The organism is Actinomadura sp. NPDC023710 (genome assembly GCF_040639875.1).
Lineage (GTDB): Bacteria > Actinomycetota > Actinomycetes > Streptosporangiales > Streptosporangiaceae > Spirillospora > Spirillospora citrea.
In genome coordinates, this window is record NZ_JBFAGB010000022.1 from 24,343 (window position 1) to 44,380 (window position 20,038).

Consider the following 20,038-nt stretch of genomic DNA (forward strand, 5'->3'; position numbering starts at 1 on the left):
GCTCATGGTGTCCTCCCCAGGAGCGTCCGGGCGAGGTCGATCAGATGTTGTGCGAGTCCGCCGTCAGGCGGGAGGCCGATCTTCAGGATGGTGGCGGCGAGGCTCTCGAAGGCACGAGCCAGCGGCTCGGCGAGCACGGGCGAAGCCAACGCCTTCCACTGCTTGTCGGCCAGCACGTGGGGGTACTTGAGTGAGATCCCGCTCGTGTGCTGCGGCGTCTCGAACTCCGCACCCGCCAGCATGTTGGGGCTCTTGCGGTAGTAGCGGAGGTGCACGCGCCAGGGGGTGGGCGTGGTCCCCTGAGCGGTCTTACGCAGACGCTGAGCGGCTGTGAGCAGGTCCTCGACCACGGTCAGGTCATCCATGGAGCACCGCCTCTGCGGTGGGGAGGACGGCCTCGTACACGTCGTCCGGCAGCGTCCACAGCTTCTGGAAGCCTCTGCACGGCACCGGCTCGGGCAGAGCGCGGACGTCGGCGAGCTTGAAGTGCCGCTGCCCGCTGAAGGCCCAGGGGCCGCAGTCGCAGTCGGGGGGCTGACCGGCTGGCTTCGGCACGGACAGCGAGCACACGCCGGTGAGGCGCGCGACCGCGACCACGGCGCCGCGGACTTCCATGCTTCGCTCGACGATCGCGGGTGAGAGGCCGGCGATGCGCGCGGCAAGGTCGATGGCGTGTTTCTGGTAGGCGCGGGTCCTGGCGCCGGCGGCGGCGTGGATGGCCAGGAGTCCGGTGTGGTAGGTCATCCAGGGCCGGTTCTCGATCGTCTTGTAGCCGTCGGCGATCATCGCGGCCCACGGGTTCCAGATCGTTAGCGCCGGGATGTAGAGCGCTCGGGGCAGGGCATCAGGCACGTTCCGCCTCCGTCCCGTCGAGTCGGCCGGCGCGGCGCAGTCCTTCGTCGTCCCATCGGGCGAGGGCGGTTAGCACGGCGTCGGCGCAGCTCCCGTACTCGATGACCTGGGTGTGTTCGCAGATCACCATGCGGCGGGCCAGGGCGGTGGCGATCGTCGCCGCGACCAGGTTCCGGCGCTCCTGGTCGCCCGGCTTTTGCTCGACTCGCCCGGTGCCGTCCTGGCCCAGCACGCCGAACGCGATGAGCAGGTCGTGGACCGGGATGGCCAGGTCGTCGAGCTGGTTGCGTGGCCCGCCAGCTTGGATGTCGGCGGCGGCAAGGCTGTGCGCTTCGCCGATGAGCATCAGGACGGCGTCACGCTGAGCGTTGAGCCTGGACCGGTCGGAGACGACGGCGGCGAGGTCTCCGTCCCAGTCGTCGAGGCGACCGAGCATCTGCTCGATCTTGCCCTTGCGTGCGGCGGTGAGTTCGTCCTGGAGTTGGTCGCGGTTCTGCCGGAGGGCGTCGACGGTCCGGCGTTCCTCCTCCAGCTCAGCGAGCAGCTCGTCCCGGTCGGTCTCAGCCTGCCGCGCTCGCTTGTCCGCGTTCGCCTTCCCACCGGACATCCACTCGCGGAACTGTTCACACTCGGCGAGTTCGCATGCCGCCGCGCCGCTGGCTGGCGGGGTCTCCTTCGGCTTCAGGGCGGCGCGCACCTGCTCCAGCTGCAGGCGCTCCTCGGCCAGCGCGGCTTTGAGCGCTGCGTCGTCGCGGCGCCTGTCTTCCAGGGCCTGGTAGGCGCGGTCGTACTCGACGCCGTCGAGGACGAGCGTCTCAGCCAGATAGTTGCCGAGGGTGTGGAGCGCCTCGATGGGGTCTTCCGCACCGTTGCTGAAGGCGTTTTTAATGAGGTCGCCCAGGTGCTCGACGATCCGGCCGAGTTCGCGATTGGCGGCCCTGGATTTCTCCAGCTCGGCGCGCTGCTCCTGGTAGATCGTGACGCCGGTCTTGTCGATCTCCCGGACGCGGAGGAACTCGGCCATGATCGCTTCGGCCTGGGCGCGGGCCTTGTCCGGGACGGCGGCGAGCATCACGTCGGCAAGCGGCTCCCGGAACGTGTCGGCCCGTCCTCATCCAGGGTGACCGAGCCGGTGAGCGGGCCCTTGGGGGCCTTCACGGCCTGGTCGATGACGTAGTCGAGGATCGTGCGGCGCACATCGGTCCACAGCTCGCGGCGCATCTGCATCGCCAGCTCGGTCGGCTGGTCCAGGGTCTGCGCGGTGGCGCGGGAGCCGGTGACGCCGGGGTCGCCGGGGTCGCCGAGCAGCATCGTCACAGGGAGGTCGAGCGCGGCGGCGATCATCGCGGCGCGCGGCCGGCCCGATTCGGAGTCGATGGTGGCGCCGCTCTTGGGGATCGACTCCAGGGCCATGTCGGGCGGCAGCATCGCCGTCGCGCCGGCCGTGTTCGGCTCCCCCGAGAGGCCGTCTCGGGACGGGGCGGCTGCGACCCGGGCGCGGGCCTGCGCCTGCTTGCGGCCCGGGGTGGTGAGCTTCCACGCGAACCGCGACAGGCTCTTGATGAGGCGCGCCCAGTCCGTCAGGAACTCGGTGTAGGCACGGGCCCAGTCGACAGCGGCGTAGCTGTCGGGGATGCCCCATTTCCAGTGCAGCGGGCTGTTGACGGCGACGTGCAGGACCGGGGCGTCCCAGAACACCTCGACCAAACCGCCGTCACCGCGCCCGGGGAAGGACAGCTTGCGGGGGCGGAGGCGGGGCCGGTAGCCGAGCGCCGGGTAGTAGGCGATGCGGCGCCGGTCGACGACCCCGGAGCCGGTCTGCTCTTCCTCGTACCATTCCCGCCGGTAGAACCAGGGCTCGGACCGGTCTTGCGGGTTGGTGATCACGTCGGTGATCTCGTCCCACGGCAGGATTCGCACCTGCACCCGGCCCGTCATCGGGCGCGTGAACAGGCTGATGACCAGGTTCCCGTCCGTGCCGAGCGCCCGCTCGTTGTCCTCGCACGCGCCGAGGCTGGTGAAGGTCCGCCGGTTCGACGGGTCGTCCTGGAACCGCTGGATGACCGCGTTGACGTCCTGCTCTCCGGGGCGTTTGCCCTGCGCGCGGGCGGAGATCTGGACTCCCTGCCCCCACACGTAGGACGCGCGCAGCGACAGGCCGCGCTTCAGCAGCGGGTTCTTGATCGCCATGATCCGGCACACCGCTGTGACCTGCTTGAGGCCGTCCCGCGAGAACTCCTGATCGGCCAGGGTCGTCAGCCGCTGCCAGCCCGGCTCGCTCATCCGGTTCTCGAGGTCGGAGATCGACTCTTCGAGGTGGAGCCGCATCTCCCGTTCGGCGCGGGCCGACTCCGCCAGCCACAACCTTGCGGACCGGCCGGTGACCCGGTCGTAGACTCCCTGGACGCTTTCCTGGAGACGGTCGAGGACGGGCACGGCCACCTCCTCGGGCTGATCAGTATGGCTGGACGCTTTCCTGGAGACGGTCGAGGACGGGCACGGCCACCTCCTCGGGCTGATCAGTATGGGGAGATCTCGAAGTCGTCGAGGTCCTCGTCGAGGTCCTCGTCCTCGACAAGTCGGTCGGGCGGCATCACGCGGGCCTTGGCGAGCATCACCGCGTCCGCCCGGTCCGGCGAGGGCAGGCCGCGCTTCTTCATCTCGTCCTTGGACTCGATGAGCACCTGCCCGCGGGCGGTGTACTTGTACTTGATCGTGCCGAGCTGCGCGGCGAGTTCGTCGTCATCGGGGTCGATGTCGATGTCGCCGTCCTCGAACCGCTGCCGCAGACCCCACCACCATTCGGCACGGGCGTTGGCGTAGTGCTCGGAGTCGAGCGCGGCGGCGCCGGACTGCATGTCCACGACGTCGTAGCCGGCTTCGAGTAGCTCGTCGACGACGCCGGAGCCGACTCCGACGCCGTCCACGCGGATCTCGTCAGCCTGATGCTCGCGCTTGGCGGCGATGACGTGGCCGGTGGTCTCGGTCGTGCGGAGTTTGGAGTGCTCGGCGATGACGCGGATCAGCGCGCCGCGGGCCAGGACGAGGATGGTGGAGTCGGATCCGAACCGGGCGACGTCCACCGACAGGACGCTGTGCGGGCCGGGTTCGAGCTGGCGGGCCTGCGCGGCCTCGATCCACCGCGGGGAGATGAGGGTGTCGTCGCCGATCTCGGGGAACTCGCCCAAGCATTTGGCGACGTAGCGGGGTGAGTTCTCGCCCCAGCGTCGCCGCTTGTCCTCGACCCATTCCGGGGACAGCATCAGGTCCCGGACGGCGTCGGGGACCTCCTCGCCGATGAAGTTCGGGGTATCGAACCCGGAGATGCGGATGACATTCCAGCCGGAGCCGGGCTTGCACACGTTCCCGAATTCAGTGTTGGGATCGTCGGGGTTCCCGATCGCCAGGATGCGACACGTGTTCGTCGTGGTGATCGCTTCGACGGCCGTCCACAGCTGCTCGGGAATGCCGCAGTTTCCAGACCAGAGCGTGTAACCATTGCGGCGCGTGAGCAGGAGGCTCTCGGGCGGGATGCGCGCGCAGTACACCATGCCCTCGTAGTCGATCTCCCGAACGTTCTTCGGGTAGTGCTTGATCTTCGACGACTCAAGAGGCCGAGTCACCACGTAGCCATCCGTCGACGAGGTAGCGACGTGGGTGCCGAAATTGCTGCGTCGCCCCGCCAGGTCGCGACGGCGGACCACGGACGGAACGCCCGTCTTGAGCGTCATCTCTTGGAGGTCGTCGGCCATGCCCTCGGACGAGGTATAGAGGATCTCGCCCTTGCCCTTGCGGTACCCGTTGCCCTCAGAGAACGAGTCCAGGAAGATCCCGATCTGCCGGGCACTGACGTTCTTGGCGTATACCGGGATCCGCTTGGTGAGGCAGTCAGTGCCGAGAGCGGCAAGATGCTCACCGATCTGGCGGCTGTGGATGTGCACCTGATTGGGGTAGAGCTTCGCCGGAAGACCGAGCCGGACGCAGAGCTTGTGGATCCGAGCAAGCGTCTCCGGGTCCTTCTGAGAGATCCCGACTCCGTACGCCTTGTCTCCGCGTCGAATCAGGTGCCCCTCGGAGCAATACCAGCCGAGAAACTCCATCCACTCGTCCATCGGAACGGTCAGTTCCGGGAATGACTTCCGGTCGCCGTGGTAGGCAGGGACAGTGTGAGTCTCAACGTCGGCGACGCGCCACGTGATGGCCTTGGACATGTACTTGTTTGTCGCGTTCGCCAGATACGACATCGGCGCCTTACGCCATGTGGTGTCCTGCGCGCGTCCATTTCTTCCGTGGAAGTACATGTCATGGTCGGGAGTGACGCAGTAGTTCGCGTCCTTGGCCTCGTACAGGTACATGGACCCGCTGTAGGGCTTGGCGATGACGCGTTCAGGCAGCCGGTAGCGCGCCTCATGTGTGGATGGGTCCATCGTCAGAAGGCGCTCAGTGCCGTCCAGTTCAGAGAAGAGACGCCAGCCGAACTCCGTCATGACTTCGGTCTGGTCGTCGTGGCACGCCTCGTCCAGGATCACGAGTACAAATTTGCGGTGGATGCCCTGGAAGCCGTGCTGGTCGTTGTCGGCGGGTTTGCGGCCCCACCCGACCAGGGTGCCGTCGTCGAGCTTCCACTCGTCGGACTGCAGGACGCGGCCGGGCAGCGGGTCACCGTGCGGGTTCTTGGCGGCCTTGCGGATCTCTTCCCAGAGGATCGCGTGGACCTGCGCGTACGTCGGTGCCGTGCTGACGATGAAGGCTTCGCCGGGCGGGTGGACGTCGATCCAGTACGCCGCGTCTGCGCGGCGATCCACGACTTGCCGGCGTTGTGGCACGACTTCACCGCGGTGCGCTTGTGCGTGACGATCGAGTTGGCGATGTCGCGCTGCTTGGACCACAGGTGTGCGCCGAGCCGTTCAGTCATCCAGCCGACCGGGTTGCCGAGGTAGGGGCTGACCGGTGGCGGGTCGAACTGGCGGGCGGCGTACTCCCATGCGAGATCTACGGCCACAGAGCACCTCCCCCGGGAGTGCCGGCGAAGGGATGGTCAGAGCGCCGACTGGGCAGGCACTGGCCGGGTTTCGGGCATAGCAAAGCTGCGGTCCTAGGGTGCTATAAGGACATCCGAATCCGCAAAGTTTCCGGCGTCGTTTCGGCGTGGCGTCCAGAATCCCTCGCGCCTCCCGGGTCCAGTACAGGACCCGCCGGGTGGCGACGTCGCAGGCCACGGGCGTGCATTTGACCTGGATTGTCGCGACCGGTCGGCCGAGTTCGACGGACAGGGCTTCCCGGTCGGCGAGCACCCCACCCGGGGTAAGACGAACGATCACGCCCCCCATGATGCGTTAGTGACGGCAGCACCCGCTTGCATCCGAGGCCGGGAGAACCAGCCGAGGCGGTTAACGCGCCGCCCCCTCCAGACGGATAGCTGCGGGTTTTCACTTGTAACGTGGCCGCAACTGGCCCCTACACCGCAACGAATAGATCCCTTTTATTTCAGAGACGGCTCTATATTTGTATTCGTGGCAACAAAGAACCCGCATGACGGTCCGCCGACCGAGCCAAATCGAAGGCCTTCACGATCAGGCACACACATACAGAGGAAGGCCATCGGCCTCACTCTAGCGCTGACGGCGATCCTGGCCCTTGCAGTCCCAGCGGGGCACCAAGTGGCGGAGTTGTTTTCGCCAGCTTCGCCCGGGCCTTCGCCACAGCAAGAACTTGTCCGGACGGTCCTCAAGGACCGAGCGCTGCTGTTTGAGGCAAGGTATACGGTGAGTATCAGCAGCCTTCATGTCAACGTCGGAAGCATCACAGAGGTGAACGCATATGTTTGCGGCCCCAAGGCCGCCAAAGACATGGACTGCCCGCTACCCGCCGAGGAACCCTCACCTTCACTAAGCAGAAAACCGCAACAGGGCACCCCTACCGTTCGCCCCGGAGCAGCAGGTTTACTTAAAGCGGGCGGACGCATAAAAGCCGACCTAATCGCGGATTCAAAAACCGTGAAGGTCACCTTGAAGAGTCCGAACAGGACACTCCCGGTGGTCGGGAGAAAAGACCGCGCCCACTGGAGTTGGGACGTCCAGGCGTTGAAGCCTGGCACTCACCATCTTACCCTCACGCTCACACTTTTGAAGGGCAACACGGCCGACCCCCTGGTTGCGGATGCCCCATCTCTCCAAATGGATCTGATTGCCGACCAAACAATCGGCTACAGGGCCAAAGAAGCCGAGAATCACTTGGTCACCCTCGCTATCCCGCTCGCAGCCGTCCTCAGCGGTCTAGGGGCCATTGGTGGCGGGTTTTGGTTTACGAGGCGAAAGAGTCGGAACCACGGTGAATCTGAATTGACGCAGAGCGAAGCAGAGAACGAAAACTAAGGGGCGACACGGAGGGGCGCTCACCATGGCCCATGCCGGACGTCCGCAACTGGCGTTCACGCAGGACGTCAACGTAACTTGAGGTCAACTGCGGTGATGGCCGTTTTTGGGGTGTTCTCGTCCCACTCTTTGCGGAGGTTCGTGCGACGCTCGACAGGGGCGCACCGACCGTCTGGGGGGCTGATGAAGGCGCTGCTGAACTCGCTGAACGAGCCCGAGAAGGCTCTTGTCCGGGAGACCGAGAGTGCCGAACTCTCTGACCTCACCGAGGACGGGCTCGTCGATCTGCACACGCGGATCCGGCGCGCCCGCAACAAGTACAGCAAGGTGTACCGCCGTACCGCGAGCGCGCGGATCGAGGAGTATGGCGGACGGGGCAAGGCCCGTCCGAAGAACACCCGCGCCGCCCAGAAGGCAGAGGTGTTCGAGGACGCCCTGGCCCGCGTGAGCTGGTATCTGGCCAGGGCCGCAAGGCGCAGCGCCTCAGAGATCAAGGCCGAGCGCATCGCCGCGGCCAACCCGTCCCGCCCAGCTCCACATCAGCCCGGCGCCCCGCAACCCGGGTCGATGGCGCCCCAAACGACAGCTCGCCGCAGACCCACAACCGCCGACCCGGCGCTGAACCGCCGCCACGCCGCCACCCGCGCCAAGGGCGCCCGCCGCCAAGCCCGCCGCGACGCCCGCTGAGGATGCGCGGCCTACGAGTGCGGGTGTGACGCCCTGGCCTCTGCCGGTGGATGTCCTTGCCCGGACATGCAGAAGCCCGGCACGGTGGCCGGGCTTTGGAGACACAGGTGGTACTGCGATCAGGGTGCTGTAAGGGCATCCGTTTCCGCAAGTTTCCGGCGCCGTTTCGGTGTGGCGAGTGTCATTTCGCGCACCTCGTGCGACCAGTAAAGGACCCTTCGGGTGGCAATGTCGCATGCTGCGGGGGTGCATCGGGCGCGGATGGTGGCCTGGGGCCGGCCGTGTTCCACTGAGAGCGCTTCGCGGTCGGCGAGGATCCCGCCGGGGACTCGTCTGACGATCACACGATCATGATGCGCCACCTCGGGGCAGACGGGCGTCGGCGGCGCGACGTGCTTCATCTGCACAGGTTGTCTCCCTGACCGCTACCGGCAACCAAGCCTGTGGGCCGCCGGGTGTGGGGCACCCTTCGGTCGTGAAGACTCCTCCTCGCCGGCGGGTCGCCTCGGGCATCGCAACGCTGGCCAACGCTTTCTGCCTCACGCTCGGAGCCTGCGGCTCCTCCCCCGGCGATGCCGCGGCGCCCGCGGCTCCGCGTTCGGCGAGTACAGCGGCGACGCCGAGCCCGTCCCCTAGCGTTCTGCCCCGGCCGGGGCAGGCCGTGCACCTCCTGAACGGGGAGTACAAGGTCACCGCGACGGTGTTCTCGTTCCGCCAGCCGCTCCGCAGCCAGTTCCCGCCGCGGCGCGCGGGGTACGTCTTCGCCGGCCTGGATGTCCGCGTGTGCTTGGACGGCGGGCCGGGGCCGTCGACGGTTTCGTGGGATCCGTGGTCGCTGACCTATCCGGACGCTACGACGATCGACCCGGTCAGGTCCTGGTCGGACGACTGGTTCTCGGTCCCGCTCTTCCCCGGGTTCGAGAAGACGCTTCGCCCCGGCAGGTGTATGCGGGGCTGGGTGCTGTTCGAGGCGCCGAAGGGCAAGCGCCCGCACCTGGCCGAGTACGCGCCGACGAATGTCGACGGTGAGCGGGTCAGCGATGGGCCCTCGTGGGAGCTGTGAGGTTCGGCGCAGGGACTGTTCTGGGGGCGGCGGGGTCGCCGTATGCTTGAGGCTCTGACTCTGTTGAGGGTCAATCTGCGATGGGGCCGGCGGTGTCTCACCAGGCGTTCGCGCCTGTATCCGCCGGTCCCGCTCGAGCTTGCCAGCCACGGGGACCGTCGGCGGTGACAGCAGACAATTCGGTCGCCCCTCGAGAGAGCGAGCCTTCACAATTGGGGCGTGAGCACCCCCGATAACACCGATGCCTCCGAGGACGAGGCAGCCGCAAGCGAGAGGACCTCTATCACCCCAGACTTCCCCGCATACCCGCCACACACGGAGAGTGATGCCCACGACTCCACGCCGGGATTGACGCGGGCACTCGTCTCAGAGAACGGTCTGGGCCCCCGACGCCAGCCAGAGCACGCCGCGGGCACGGCCGACGCGCGCTACCTGCTCGGGCCAGACGGCCTTTGAGTCGACGTGGTCACCCTGGATGACGGCGACCACGGCCTCGCCCAGACCCATTACCCAGTCTCCAGGGGCTACCAGGGGTCGTTCCGCGTCAGCCGCCACGTCCAACGGCGGCGTCTACGCTGATCTCCACGGAACAGATACAGTTACAGAGCTACTGGGTCTCAAGGAGTCCTGAAGCAGACGGGATCCTGGGGTCGTCTTTGCGCCTACATGTAGCTCACAAACAATCTCCTGGGGTAGTGCCCACTACATGGGAGTGCTGGGCCGCCAAGTCGATACACCGCTCCGGCCCGAGGCATGGATCCTTCGGGCTGGTCTCGCGCTACCGGGTGATCTGCAGAAGTCAGCACAGACGTGCGTTGATCGATGTGGACGGCCAGGACTGTCTGTATACGCAGCGAACGATCTCTCCGCTTTCGATCTTCTATCGGCGGCCGAGCAGGTGAATCCGGCCCTGAGCCACTACACCACCTATCGGCTGGTATCCGCAGAAGCATTGACACAGGCGGGCTTCGAGATCGCGCCAACGGGGGCTGAACCACACCACACCGTGTGGCTAACACGACGATCTCCACGCACAGGTATGCACTTTCCAAGCCCTCCTCAGCCCGCCCCAGAGCCGAGGGGATCTTCTCTTTCATGTGAACTAGGCTGAGAGCGCGGCCAACGTTGGAGACCCTAGGGAGCCACAGTGATCACGGAGTACGACGTCTGGGCCGACTTCAACTCGGTGGATGCGGACGGGGTTGTTCTTGCCTCCCGACGCTTCGCGCGCCCAGGTCTGGAGCACATCGCCAGAGGCGACGAAGTCATCCTTGGTGACGGAGAAGGTAACCGCTGTCCAGCCGTTGTCATCAGCTCAGATGACACGTTGCTTCGCCTCCAGCTCCGCGCCAAGAGCTTCCAGCCTGTTGTCCCGCATCGTTGAGGCGACCCTTACCGTTCGACGCAGCCGCGCTCCGCAGTCCACCGCAAAGACCGCGAGGACGATCTCAGGGAAGGCGTCGTTGAGGCGCTTCTGCCGCCGAGACCACAGGTGCACGCCGCCGTCCTCGGTCACGTGGGCGATGCACCGCACTGTTGGTTGCGCCAAGTACCGCGAAACTGGGCAGAAACTCCCCAGGGGCAAAGGCTCGGTGGGGTGTCGGAGCTGCGACGGGCGTTGGTGGAGGGCCGGACGAGTACCCCTCGGCTCGGAGGAGGCGACCGAGCACACCGAGGTCCGCTACGCGACCGGCAAGGTCACCCAGTCGGTCGCCGGCGCTTCGACTTTACCGAGCGCGGTCCCCCTCGTCGGCGAACGCGTCCTGGACCCGTCCGCTCGTCCCGTCAACGACCCGGCCCGCCCGACCCGCTGATCTGCGCAAACGCAGCCCGCTCTTGGGGGCGCAGTGAAAGGCTCCTCCCTAGGCTGGCAGAAGCCGCAGCGTATAAGGGAGGTTCCGATGACAACGGGTGTCGCGTTTCTGAAGTGGACAGAGCAAGGCGTAAAGAACTACCGGGATACGCTCGACCGCTACGAGCAGGCCAGGAAGACGGCAGGCGAGCACGGCGTGCAGTTCAAGGACATCTACTGGACTCCGGGCGGTCCCTACGACATCGTCTGCGTCATGGAAGCCGGCGAAGAGAAGGAACTCGCATCATTCATCCTATCCCTGGAGTCGATGGGCAACCTGCGCGGCACCTGGTGCGACGCATACGGCCCCGACCAGATGCGAGAGATCATCCAGGCCAACCGCTGACCGACCGCCTCTCCCAGCTCATCCACGACGCCCTGAACGAGGTCGGCGACCCGGCGGCGTGCGCCGACCGGCTGGTACCGCAGGGTGCGGCGGAGGACGCCGTCGGCGAGGCCCTGGTCGATGATGCGGGCGAGCCACGCCCGGTTCGGGCCCTCGACGTAGCCGTGCAGCTCGCACTGGCCATGGAGCCGGGCCAGGAGCCTCACGGGGTCACTGCCGACGGCGATGGCAGTGTTGAGGAGCAGGGAGAACGCGTCGATGCGGTGCCCGCGGTAGAGAAGCAGGGGCTCTGCCGCACTGTCGGTGGCGAGCGACTGCTCGAACTGGAACGCCCAGGTGATCATCTCGCCTGCGGTGTCTCTGCGCGCCGCGTAGTGCGAGGGGTTGAGCAGCTCGCGGAGCCGTTCGTGATGATGGAAAGCGTCTACGGCGCCGAGGGCGATCCGCTGGGCGGTCAGGCCGGCGTGCGCGCGTTCGGCGCCGAGGAGCTCGGCAGTGCCGGACGGCGAGTGGAAGCAGACGCGGCTCATGCCGTCATCATGCCAGCGAGACCTGAACGGCCCACGCCATAGAGCGCAGGCCGTTCAGGTCCAGGCGAGCATGTCCGATTCCGCTTAGTGCAGTTGTGCCGCCAGGTCCAGGGCGCCGGCGGCGATGAGGTTCCCGAGCGCTCCGGCAGCAGCCGTGTTCAGGTGCGCGCCGACGAACTGGAGGCCGCGCCGGAGCCGGCCGACGTCTGGAGAGTCGCTGTTGGCCTCGCGCTCCAGTTCCTCCATGATTTCGACTACCTCGGCCTCGGCCTCGGCCGGAAGGCTGATCATCGGCTTCGCCTGCCGGTACTGCTCGACCACCCCCATGACCTTGGCGGCCGTGTCAGCCTCGACGACGGTCGAGTTCATGGTGTTGTGGTCTCCGGCAGAGACGTTGCCCTTGTTGTCGCCACCGAAGTTGAACGTCGGGCCGCCCGTGTGCTTCGCCTGTTCGTACCCCATGACATCTCCCGAGTACTGCTCGACGCAGCGGTCGCCTTCATCCGTTGTCTCCGCACGTACCGGGCCGCGCCGCCCGCTCGACCTCATGCCGTGGATCAGACCACGCTCGGTCAGCGACGCTGCGGCCCTGTCGATCTCCGCTTCCGTGAGGAAGGCTCCTTCGAACTTGGCCTCATCAGTCTTGAGGAAGTTCGTCACGACGGGGTATCCCCTGCCGTCCTGCTTCTGTTCCCAGAGCCAGCGCAGCAGACCGTTCCGCGCAGCGATCATCCGCTGCACCTTGTCGCCTTGACGCAGGAGCCGGGCCTTCATCCAGTCGTAGCCGTAGCTCGTCAGACTCGCTATGGGACTGCCCATGCTGCTGTGCCGGTCTTCGAGGAAGCCGCGCTCTTTACATTGACTCAGCAGGGTGAAGGTGGTTGGCGAGTCGAGATGATGATCTTTGCCGAACTCGCTGATGTCTACCCGGCCATCCGACGCTTCACCCGCGCGGGCGAAGACCCACTCGACCAACGATTCGTGCAGTTCGAAGTGGTTCCCTGTCACGGCCGCTCCTGATCGGATCTAGGCGGGGGGGCGCCATCGCCACTCAGTCTGCGTCCCAGGCTGGGCCGACTTCCTCGCGAATCACGCTACTGCGGAGAAATCACCCAAAGTGACTATGCCTAGACCTCCGTTGGCACAGAGATCGGTGAGGCTCATACACCTAGGGGATCTTGCGCCGCTTGAGCACTCGATACGGCTCCAAGCCCCTTCGGCAGTCGCCGCTTCGCAGGTGCCCTACCCATCGGCACGCAACCAACGGGGCCACTGGCCCCGGCTGGCGTCGAGCAGCATCGCTGCTTGGAATCGCCTGCCCCGGTCCGGTGACACCATCACGAAGATGTTTGTGTTGCTGAGACGCGGCAGACTTCCAGGCGCACAGCCATGAAAGGCCAAGGGCTGGTCTTCGAGTTTGGGCCACTGCTCAGCGGGCTGGAGAATGAGGCTCGGGTTGCTTCGACGGTCCGCCCACACGTCAACTGCTTTGCTTGCCGTAGCCCGGACGACTTGCAGAACAACGTCCATGACGCCGTTCAGTGTGTCTTCAGCGTCCTCTTGGAGGTAATTGCCGGGGAACCGCCTAGCCCGCGCGAGAGATTCCGCATCACTCTGTTGCGGGTTCTGCGGCAGCGGGCGCATGAAGCCGCTGGAGCGCCGATTGTCCGGAAGGGAGAACGCGAGTCGGCGCGCACGGTGAACGAGTGTGTTTCGCATAGCGTTCACCCATGGCCACCAGCCAGGGGGGCCGCCTTCGACGGCCTGTTTGAGCGCATCGACGCACGCGATCTGAAGATTTCCCCCAGGAACTCCGTCTGCTTGCACACCCTTGGGAGCGCTCTTGTCCAGCTGTAGATCCAAGACGCTGGCCCGAACGATGTCTTTCTTGAGACCTGCTACACCGATAACAAGACCGGCTAGGTTGTCCATGACGCTGCCGATGGCTCGAAAGAAACCGCCTAGATGGGCATCGATCTCGACCCGGCGATTTTCCGTCTCCTCATTCGCCTTTAGCCAGTGCTCATCGCCCAGTCGCTGACGCACTACTCGGCCGCTGTACCAAGCGTTCTCTCGACGCCAGAGGATGATGACCTTGCTGCGATGCATGGCAGCTTCAGTCAAGTTGCCTTCGATGGAATTGAGCAGGCTGAGGAGGTAATCCCCGATGAAGATTCGACGTGCCGGGTCCAGGTGATCCCACCAGGCAACGCCGCCGTTGGCGGTGTCCAGGTCGGCAAGGATCTGAGCCTCTACGCCGCTGAGGGCGATGAGTTGGGGTTGAACGTCGTCAAGGTAGCGGGACACGGCCATATGATCCCCTATTGGGGTTATGTGCGCTTCTAGATTTTTGAGCACGGCCCGAAGCGGTCACAGCCAGGTCGCATAACGGCGGCTCGCCGTAGCGCTTCCTCGTCCATGGGGCTGGCCGGGCGAGCCCGTTCGATCATCCGTGCTCAGCCTGTTTAGCTGCTTGTTCGAGGAGTCTGATCCACGAGCCGCGCGGGTAGCGTTCGCCGCACCCAGGCTCGGCCGGGTACTCGACCGGCCCCCATTCGGTCCAGGGGCCGCCCGGCCCGAACACTTGGACGGCTGGGTGGCCAGCGCACCAGACGGCGGTGGAGGCGTCGGCGCGGACGTGAAGGTCTCCCCCGCACTGGCCGCAGACGAGGTCGCGGAGTTTGACGATGGATGCGTCGTAGCCGAGGAAGATCCGGCAGGTCGACACCCAGCCCCGCACCTGGTGGACGGCGTCGCGGGCGGTGTCGTCGTCGACGTCCAGGAGCAGGCCGACGCACTCGTGGAGCGCAGCTGATGGCGTCTTGCGGCCGCCCCAGGTTCGGCTGGCGGCCTGGCGGAGGTCTCGGCGGAGGCGGTCGATGCCGCGGCGGATGTCGTCGTAGAGTTCGGGCGCGCTGGTGGCCGGCGACACGGACTCGAAGCCCAGGGAGCGGAGTGGGTTGAGGGCGCCGTCGCGGTCCCAGCCGGGTGATCCGCCGGGGATGGCCGCTCCCCCGGTGACGACGCCGAGGCGGCCGGCGGGGCGCTGCTCGGTGCGGACGTGGATCCACTGGCCGTGCGCGCACTTCAGGCCTTCGCGGGCGGACTTGCAGCGATCGTCCCAGCCGTCACCGTCGGGGCCGCGGTGGTCGCTGGCCCACTGGTACACCTTCACCGGGACCGTGGTCTTCGCGGACTTGATCGCGTGGAGCTGGTCGAGGAGGCCGACGTCTCGGGTGCGGTGCCGGGCGTCAGGGTCGACAACCGTCACGGTGCGGCCGGCGCCTCGGTTGACGCCCTGGTAGCGGGTGACGGCCTCGTCCGTGGTGACCTCGTCGACGAGCTCGCGGACGAGCTGGGCGAGTTCCTCGGCAGGGTTGGTCGGGATGACGGCTGATTCGGTCAATGACGCCTCCCTCGAGTTCGGGCCTTCCCACGGCGCGCGTACGCGGCGCCGTCGACGAGCAGCGGAGTGGGGTTCCCGGTCGGGTTGCAGCGGCGGAACCGGCGCCGGTGGGTGCGGACGGCCCTACTCACCGGCCGGCTCTCCCGTGAGGTTCCCGGCGCGGAGGTCGACTGGCCGGTGGTTGCTTTTCCACTCGTACGGCTGGTCGACGAGTTCCCGCGCGGCCGCCGCGGCTGCGGCTCCTGCGGTCTCGGCGGCTCCTGTGGTCTCGGCGGGCATGTCCTTCCGCTTCAGCTTGGCCATCCGCCCGTCCTTGTGGTGCCAGACAATGCCCTCGTACGGGTGGGCGAGCAGCCACGCTGCAAGGCCGTCGAAATCGAGCGGGACGTCCACGAGGCCGGTGGAGCCGTGGCGGATCAGGACGTGCTCACCGAAGCCCTCGGGATCTCGGCCGATCTTCGGGCCCCACAGCTCGTAGGTGCCGGGCTGCCACGTCTGCGGGGTGCCTTCGGGGTGGTCGGCGTCGGCATCGGGAGCGAGGGCTTCGGCGTGCCAGCGGGCGTAGGAGGACTGCTCCATCGGTTCCCAGCCGGTGCGCTTCCCGGTGCGGTCGTCGACCTGGACGAGCTGGAAGTCGGGTGGCGGGGTCTTGCCGGGCTTGACCTCGCGGCGCGCCCACCACCGCTGCCCGTCGAAGCATGTGCAGGTGCCGTCGAGCTTGCGGGTGGCGCGGCCTTCGCCGGCGAACACCCAGGCGCAGTGGGGGTTGGGTTCGCGGGTGACGCGGGAGGGGCATGCTCCCAGTCGCGGACGAAGATCGTGGGCATCTTGCGCATGGTCGGGGATCCGTTCTCATTCGGTGGGCGGCGCCGGGAGCGGGCCGTTCGAGGTGGTGATCGGGGTGATGCGGTAGCCGGCCTCGGTGAGGAGGTCGAGGAACAGGCCGACGCCGTGCGAGGATGACGCGAGGCCGCTGTGGCGGTGGTTCCAGTCGTCCAGGACGTCCGCGACCACACGTTGCGGGCCGGGTAGCTCGGCGAGCCGGGCCAGCAGCCCCTCCAGGGCGCCGCTGGGGAGGTCGATCAGCACGGTGTCGATGGGGCCGGGCTGGGTGATGCGGGCGTGGCCGATGCTGTGGTCGGCGGACGCCTTGCAGAGCGGGCAGAACCCGCCGCCGACGTCAGCGCGGTCGTCGAGCGCGGCCGCGGTGGCGGGGATGGCGAGGCCGCTCATGCTTCTCTTTGGGTGGGTTCGACGTGCCACCAGCGGGCGAGGCGGGCGAGGCGTCCTTGTAGCCAGGCGCGGATCTCGGGCTCTTCCTCGCGGCGGACGGGCGCCGTCCAGGGGTAGACGCGTTCGCGGTTCGGCATGGCGACGTACAGGGTGATCCTCTCGGACGGGCAGCCGTCGTAGGGCGGCCACCAGTCCCACCAGATGACGATGTTCAGGGCGTTGTCGTGCTGGTCGGCGTTGTCGCGCAGTTCGGTCCAGGACTCGAATTCCTGCTCGCGTTCGGTGAACGGGCAGGGGAAGTCGTCCTGGGTCAGTTCCCAGAGTCGTGGCATGGGGTTCTCCTAGGCGGCGGGGTTGCCAGCGGCGAGTGCGCGCAGGACGGACGGGACGAGCCGCGGCACGACCTTCTGCTGATCCGGCGAAAGGTTGAGGCCATCGAGGATCTTGCGGATGGCGTCGGCGAGCTGTGCGGCCTGTTGTTCGGCGACGCGGATGTGTCGCTCGGCGATGCCCATGTCGTGGGCCGCTTTCGCATACCGGACGACGCGGTCGCGTTCCTGGCCCTCGAGGAGGACCAGGCCGCGGATGGCCTCGCCGGACGCGAAGATTCCGTACTCCTTGTCCGCGGAGTAGGTGTGGCCGATGAGGCCGACGCCCTCCCCCACCGGGGGAGCGCCCTTGGTGTAGGGGTCGCCGCCGTCGTCGCGGTCTTCCTGCGCCCGGAGGACCTGCTCCTCCAGGAGGCCGGCGTAGAAGTTCGCGCGGAAAACGGCCAGGTTCAGCATGCCGATGACGGCCTGGGCGGGGTCGACGGCGGGTTGCCCGTAGGTGGCGGACCAGGCGTCCATCGCGGCCCCCTGAACTTCGGCGAGTTCGAGGGTGACGCCGACGTGGGAGCGGCAGCGGTCGAGGCCGGTCACGGCGGGCTGGTGGCAGCGGCCTCCGCCGCGTGCCTGCTTGCGGTTCTTGACGCACTCCCAGCGCTGGTGCTCGTCGCACCAGAAGGCGCCGCCGTTCCGGATGCGCGGCGGGGGCGTGTCCTGCTCGCTCAAAGAAGCCTCCCGTTGCTTTCCGGGGTCACTTCATCACTATGTGCGACCTCATTGGACGTGTGAACGCTGGCGGCCGCGTTCTCGTTCCCCTCTGCCGGTCAAGGCACGTACCGTGTTCCGGCAGCGCGCCCGGCCACGAGCTTCGACTTCCCGGTACCGGTCACGGCCGAGGCCTGGATTGGTAGTGCGACTGCGGCACCCCTGCGCGGCGCGCCGTCCTCTCCTCCGGCAGCGAGCGCCGGGAATGACCAGAGCCGCCCGACAGCACCAGAAGAAGCGCCCTCCGAGCCCGCGGGCCGCAGGGCGCTTCCTCTGCCTTGCTTCTGTTAGAACTGCCCGGACCAGAACCGCCACCGTGCCCGCCGGCCCCGCAACAGAATCCGATGCGCCCGACGCGCCGACATCCCGCCCCGCCAGCACAGACGGTTCCGCAGCAGCGCCAACGCCACCATCCGCGTCCGCCCCGTCAAAGCCCCCACATCCGCGAGGCCCTCACTGAACTTCTCGATCGCCCGGGACATGTCCTCCCCGAACGGACAAGCCCTCAGTCTCTCAACAATCGGGTCCGGAAAACCGGGGGAATATCAAGCTGTCCGTGCTACCGGGGGAATATCAAGCTGTCCGTGCTACCGGGGGAACCTCAGTGATCTACTTCTAGCGTTTGACGTCATGCACGTCTAACGGATCCAACCCCAGCCAGAGCAGCGTCGTCCCAACGAGCGCCACGGCTGCGGTGAACGTGGCCGCCAGCGCCACCCACACCGGGACAAGCCGCGCCGGCCGCCGTAGCCCGCCTTTACCCTGCCGTTCCAGGTCCGCCCCGCCCATGTGGTTCAGACGCGCCTGCCGCATCACGCGTTCACCGGCCGCCCGCCCACACGGTGCCCGGATCCGGCCGGTGCGCGTCAACATCGGCTGTTAGAAAACGAATGTTATTGCGACAAGTGGTCGGCCATGCCGTCCGGCAACTGCTCCGGCCGCCGACCGGTAGCGCCCACGAAGTTGACCGTGCCGCCCACGAACTGGGCGTCCCTGAAGTCGACCGTGCCGCCCACGAACTGGGCGTGCACGAAGTTGACCGTGCCGTCCTCGAACCGGGCGCCCCCGAAGTCGACCATGCCGTCCTCGAATCGGGCGCGCCCGAAGTCGACCGTGCCGCCCACGAACCGGGCGTGCACGAAGTTGACCGTGCCGCCCTCGAACCGGGCGCCCCCGAAGTCGACCATGCCGTCCTCGAACTGGGCGTGCATGAAGTTGACCGTGCCGTCCTCGAACTGGGCGTGCATGAAGTTGACCGTGCCGTCCTCGAACTGGGCGTGCATGAAGTTGACCGTGCCGCCCACGAACTGGGCGCGCCCGAAGTCGACCATGCCATCCTCGAACCGGGCGCCCCCGAAGTCGACCATGCCGCCCACGAACCGGGCGCTTCGGAAGTCGACCATGCCGCCCTCGAACCGGGCGCCCCCGAAGTCGACCATGCCATCCTCGAACCGGGCGCCCCCGAAGTCGACCATGCCGCCCACGAACTGGGCGTGCATGAAGTTGACCGTGCCGCCCACGAACCGGGCGTGCACGAAGTTGACCATGCCATCCTCGAACCGGGCGTCCCCGAAGTCGACCATGCCGCCCACGAACCGGGCGCCCCCGAAGTCGACCATGCCGCCCACGAACTGGGCGCCCCCGAAGTCGACCATGCCATCCTCGAACCGGGCGCCCCCGAAGTCGACCATGCCGCCCACGAACTGGGCGTGCATGAAGTTGACCGTGCCGCCCACGAACCGGGCGTGCACGAAGTTGACCATGCCATCCTCGAACCGGGCGTCCCCGAAGTCGACCATGCCGCCCACGAACCGGGCGCCCCCGAAGTCGACCATGCCGCCCACGAACTGGGCGCCCCCGAAGTCGACCTTCCCGCCCACGAACCGGGTGCCACGGAAGGACACGGTGGCGCCGGTGAAGACGGCCTCGGGGAGGTCACCGCCGTCGAAGACGACGTCGGTGAAGTCCAGGTCGTGGCCCTGCCAGGACACCGTGGCGTCATCGCGCAGGTGATTGCCGAGGATGCGAATAACGGTGTGGCGGACTTCGCGGATCGCGCGGAAGGTGGCGCGCGCGGGCGTGCCCGGCCGGGTCCTGGCCTTCGCCAGGATCGTCGCTGGGGTTCGGGTCATAGGGCAGACGCAAGTACGCGCACAGCACGTCGATACAGGTCTGGCGTAGCTGGCGCGTAGGGGCGTCGTCGGCCAGGCCGGCCAGCGCGTGCACCCCGCCCAACTGGACGGCGGGGGAGGTGTCGCCGAGCTGGGTCACCGCGGCGGTGAACCGGTCACCGTGCGGCTTGGTGTCCTCGCGCAGCGCGGCATTCTCCTCGGTGCGCTGTTTGCGGTAGGCCACCACCAAAGCCACCAGGCCGCCCAGTCCCGCCACGACCGCGAATGACAGCTTCACCAGATCGAACAGCACCGACGAGGTGATCTGCTTCTCGCGTTTGATGCCGTGCACATCTAGAAGATCCAGCCCCAGCCACAGCGTCAGCCCAGCGACCGCCACGGCTGCGGTGCACGTGGCCGCCAGCGCCACCCACACCGGGACAAGCCGCGCCGGCCGCCGTAGCCCGCCTTTACCCCGCCGTTCCAAGTCCGC

23 protein-coding genes are annotated in these 20,038 nt (G+C 67.2%); 6 read left to right on the top strand and 17 right to left on the bottom strand.

Annotation, left to right across the window (positions count from 1 at the left end):
• Positions 1–2 precede the first annotated feature (2 nt).
• From AB0H37_RS24720 to AB0H37_RS24740, 5 genes are all read right to left on the bottom strand, one after another.
• Positions 3–365 carry a hypothetical protein gene (locus tag AB0H37_RS24720; protein WP_360615460.1) on the bottom strand — a complete coding sequence of 121 codons (363 nt, stop codon included), beginning with the start codon at positions 363–365 and terminating at the stop codon, positions 3–5.
• Positions 358–852, bottom strand: coding sequence for a hypothetical protein (locus tag AB0H37_RS24725; protein ID WP_360615461.1), 495 nt, complete (start codon positions 850–852; stop codon positions 358–360). The genes AB0H37_RS24720 and AB0H37_RS24725 overlap by 8 nt, the downstream gene beginning before the upstream one ends.
• The gene (locus AB0H37_RS24730) at positions 845–1,927 is read right to left on the bottom strand and encodes a hypothetical protein (RefSeq protein WP_360615463.1); all 1,083 of its coding nucleotides are present in this window, start codon (positions 1,925–1,927) and stop codon (positions 845–847) included. Before AB0H37_RS24730 ends, AB0H37_RS24725 begins: the two co-directional genes overlap by 8 nt.
• Complete coding sequence (locus AB0H37_RS24735; RefSeq protein WP_360615465.1) at positions 1,924–3,288, bottom strand: hypothetical protein; 1,365 nt, start codon at positions 3,286–3,288, stop codon at positions 1,924–1,926. The genes AB0H37_RS24730 and AB0H37_RS24735 overlap by 4 nt, the downstream gene beginning before the upstream one ends.
• A gap of 83 nt (positions 3,289–3,371) precedes the next feature.
• Positions 3,372–5,657, bottom strand: coding sequence for a hypothetical protein (locus tag AB0H37_RS24740; protein WP_360615467.1), 2,286 nt, complete (start codon positions 5,655–5,657; stop codon positions 3,372–3,374).
• Between the two features lie 708 nt (positions 5,658–6,365).
• Here AB0H37_RS24740 and AB0H37_RS24745 point away from each other — a divergent pair.
• On the top strand, positions 6,366–7,226 hold the full coding sequence (locus AB0H37_RS24745) for a hypothetical protein (RefSeq protein WP_360615469.1): 861 nt from the start codon (positions 6,366–6,368) through the stop codon (positions 7,224–7,226).
• Positions 7,227–7,409: 183 nt separating this feature from the next.
• Positions 7,410–7,913 (top strand): hypothetical protein, encoded by a 504-nt coding sequence (locus AB0H37_RS24750; RefSeq protein ID WP_360615471.1) that lies wholly within the window; start codon positions 7,410–7,412, stop codon positions 7,911–7,913.
• A gap of 119 nt (positions 7,914–8,032) precedes the next feature.
• Here AB0H37_RS24750 and AB0H37_RS24755 read toward each other — a convergent pair whose 3' ends face one another.
• The gene (locus AB0H37_RS24755; protein WP_360615473.1) at positions 8,033–8,314 is read right to left on the bottom strand and encodes a hypothetical protein; all 282 of its coding nucleotides are present in this window, start codon (positions 8,312–8,314) and stop codon (positions 8,033–8,035) included.
• A gap of 260 nt (positions 8,315–8,574) precedes the next feature.
• On the opposite strand from AB0H37_RS24755, the gene AB0H37_RS24760 reads away from it, so the two are divergent.
• Positions 8,575–8,976, top strand: a complete 402-nt coding sequence (locus AB0H37_RS24760) for a hypothetical protein (RefSeq protein ID WP_360615475.1) — start codon at positions 8,575–8,577, stop codon at positions 8,974–8,976.
• 1,315 nt (positions 8,977–10,291) lie between these two features.
• Here the strand turns inward: AB0H37_RS24760 and AB0H37_RS24765 are convergent.
• Entirely contained in the window at positions 10,292–10,492 is a 201-nt protein-coding gene (locus AB0H37_RS24765) for a hypothetical protein (RefSeq protein ID WP_360615477.1), read from the bottom strand.
• A 76-nt stretch (positions 10,493–10,568) separates the two neighbouring features.
• On the opposite strand from AB0H37_RS24765, the gene AB0H37_RS24770 reads away from it, so the two are divergent.
• The 3 genes from AB0H37_RS24770 to AB0H37_RS24780 all read left to right on the top strand — a co-directional run bounded on the left by AB0H37_RS24770 (position 10,569) and on the right by AB0H37_RS24780 (position 11,746).
• Positions 10,569–10,790, top strand: a complete 222-nt coding sequence (locus tag AB0H37_RS24770; protein ID WP_360615479.1) for a hypothetical protein — start codon at positions 10,569–10,571, stop codon at positions 10,788–10,790.
• A gap of 87 nt (positions 10,791–10,877) precedes the next feature.
• Positions 10,878–11,174 carry a GYD domain-containing protein gene (locus AB0H37_RS24775; protein WP_360615481.1) on the top strand — a complete coding sequence of 99 codons (297 nt, stop codon included), beginning with the start codon at positions 10,878–10,880 and terminating at the stop codon, positions 11,172–11,174.
• Positions 11,120–11,746 carry a hypothetical protein gene (locus tag AB0H37_RS24780; protein ID WP_360615483.1) on the top strand — a complete coding sequence of 209 codons (627 nt, stop codon included), beginning with the start codon at positions 11,120–11,122 and terminating at the stop codon, positions 11,744–11,746. The genes AB0H37_RS24775 and AB0H37_RS24780 overlap by 55 nt, the downstream gene beginning before the upstream one ends.
• A 42-nt stretch (positions 11,747–11,788) precedes the next feature.
• Here the strand turns inward: AB0H37_RS24780 and AB0H37_RS24785 are convergent, their stop codons facing one another.
• From AB0H37_RS24785 to AB0H37_RS24830, 10 genes are all read right to left on the bottom strand, one after another.
• Positions 11,789–12,712: a hypothetical protein gene (locus AB0H37_RS24785; RefSeq protein WP_360615485.1), complete on the bottom strand. Its 924-nt coding sequence runs from the start codon at positions 12,710–12,712 to the stop codon at positions 11,789–11,791.
• A 234-nt stretch (positions 12,713–12,946) separates the two neighbouring features.
• A complete protein-coding gene (locus AB0H37_RS24790; protein WP_360615487.1) occupies positions 12,947–14,011 on the bottom strand; it encodes a hypothetical protein in 1,065 nt (354 codons plus the stop codon).
• 139 nt (positions 14,012–14,150) lie between these two features.
• Complete coding sequence (locus tag AB0H37_RS24795) at positions 14,151–15,110, bottom strand: hypothetical protein (protein ID WP_360615489.1); 960 nt, start codon at positions 15,108–15,110, stop codon at positions 14,151–14,153.
• A 123-nt stretch (positions 15,111–15,233) separates the two neighbouring features.
• The gene (locus AB0H37_RS24800; protein WP_360615491.1) at positions 15,234–15,860 is read right to left on the bottom strand and encodes a DUF5565 family protein; all 627 of its coding nucleotides are present in this window, start codon (positions 15,858–15,860) and stop codon (positions 15,234–15,236) included.
• Positions 15,861–15,962: 102 nt separating this feature from the next.
• Entirely contained in the window at positions 15,963–16,343 is a 381-nt protein-coding gene (locus AB0H37_RS24805) for a hypothetical protein (RefSeq protein WP_360615493.1), read from the bottom strand.
• Complete coding sequence (locus AB0H37_RS24810) at positions 16,340–16,675, bottom strand: hypothetical protein (RefSeq protein ID WP_360615495.1); 336 nt, start codon at positions 16,673–16,675, stop codon at positions 16,340–16,342. The genes AB0H37_RS24805 and AB0H37_RS24810 overlap by 4 nt, the downstream gene beginning before the upstream one ends.
• 9 nt (positions 16,676–16,684) lie before the next feature.
• The gene (locus AB0H37_RS24815; protein WP_360615496.1) at positions 16,685–17,395 is read right to left on the bottom strand and encodes a hypothetical protein; all 711 of its coding nucleotides are present in this window, start codon (positions 17,393–17,395) and stop codon (positions 16,685–16,687) included.
• A 654-nt stretch (positions 17,396–18,049) separates the two neighbouring features.
• Positions 18,050–18,307, bottom strand: a complete 258-nt coding sequence (locus AB0H37_RS24820) for a hypothetical protein (RefSeq protein ID WP_360615498.1) — start codon at positions 18,305–18,307, stop codon at positions 18,050–18,052.
• 20 nt (positions 18,308–18,327) lie between these two features.
• Positions 18,328–19,425, bottom strand: coding sequence for a pentapeptide repeat-containing protein (locus AB0H37_RS24825; RefSeq protein ID WP_360615648.1), 1,098 nt, complete (start codon positions 19,423–19,425; stop codon positions 18,328–18,330).
• A 7-nt stretch (positions 19,426–19,432) separates the two neighbouring features.
• On the bottom strand, positions 19,433–19,981 hold the full coding sequence (locus AB0H37_RS24830) for a hypothetical protein (RefSeq protein WP_360615500.1): 549 nt from the start codon (positions 19,979–19,981) through the stop codon (positions 19,433–19,435).
• Between the last annotated feature and the right edge of the window lie 57 nt (positions 19,982–20,038).

What these genes read in the sequence shown, in the direction of transcription:
- AB0H37_RS24755 (WP_360615473.1), bottom strand. Translation starts at nt 8,314, where the DNA reads ATGAAGCACGTCGCGCCGCCGACGCCCGTCTGCCCCGAGGTGGCGCAT.
- AB0H37_RS24810 (WP_360615495.1), bottom strand. Translation starts at nt 16,675, where the DNA reads ATGCCACGACTCTGGGAACTGACCCAGGACGACTTCCCCTGCCCGTTC.
- AB0H37_RS24720 (WP_360615460.1), bottom strand. Translation starts at nt 365, where the DNA reads ATGGATGACCTGACCGTGGTCGAGGACCTGCTCACAGCCGCTCAGCGT.
- AB0H37_RS24805 (WP_360615493.1), bottom strand. Translation starts at nt 16,343, where the DNA reads ATGAGCGGCCTCGCCATCCCCGCCACCGCGGCCGCGCTCGACGACCGC.
- AB0H37_RS24820 (WP_360615498.1), bottom strand. Translation starts at nt 18,307, where the DNA reads ATGTTGACGCGCACCGGCCGGATCCGGGCACCGTGTGGGCGGGCGGCC.
- AB0H37_RS24775 (WP_360615481.1), top strand. Translation starts at nt 10,878, where the DNA reads ATGACAACGGGTGTCGCGTTTCTGAAGTGGACAGAGCAAGGCGTAAAG.
- AB0H37_RS24750 (WP_360615471.1), top strand. Translation starts at nt 7,410, where the DNA reads ATGAAGGCGCTGCTGAACTCGCTGAACGAGCCCGAGAAGGCTCTTGTC.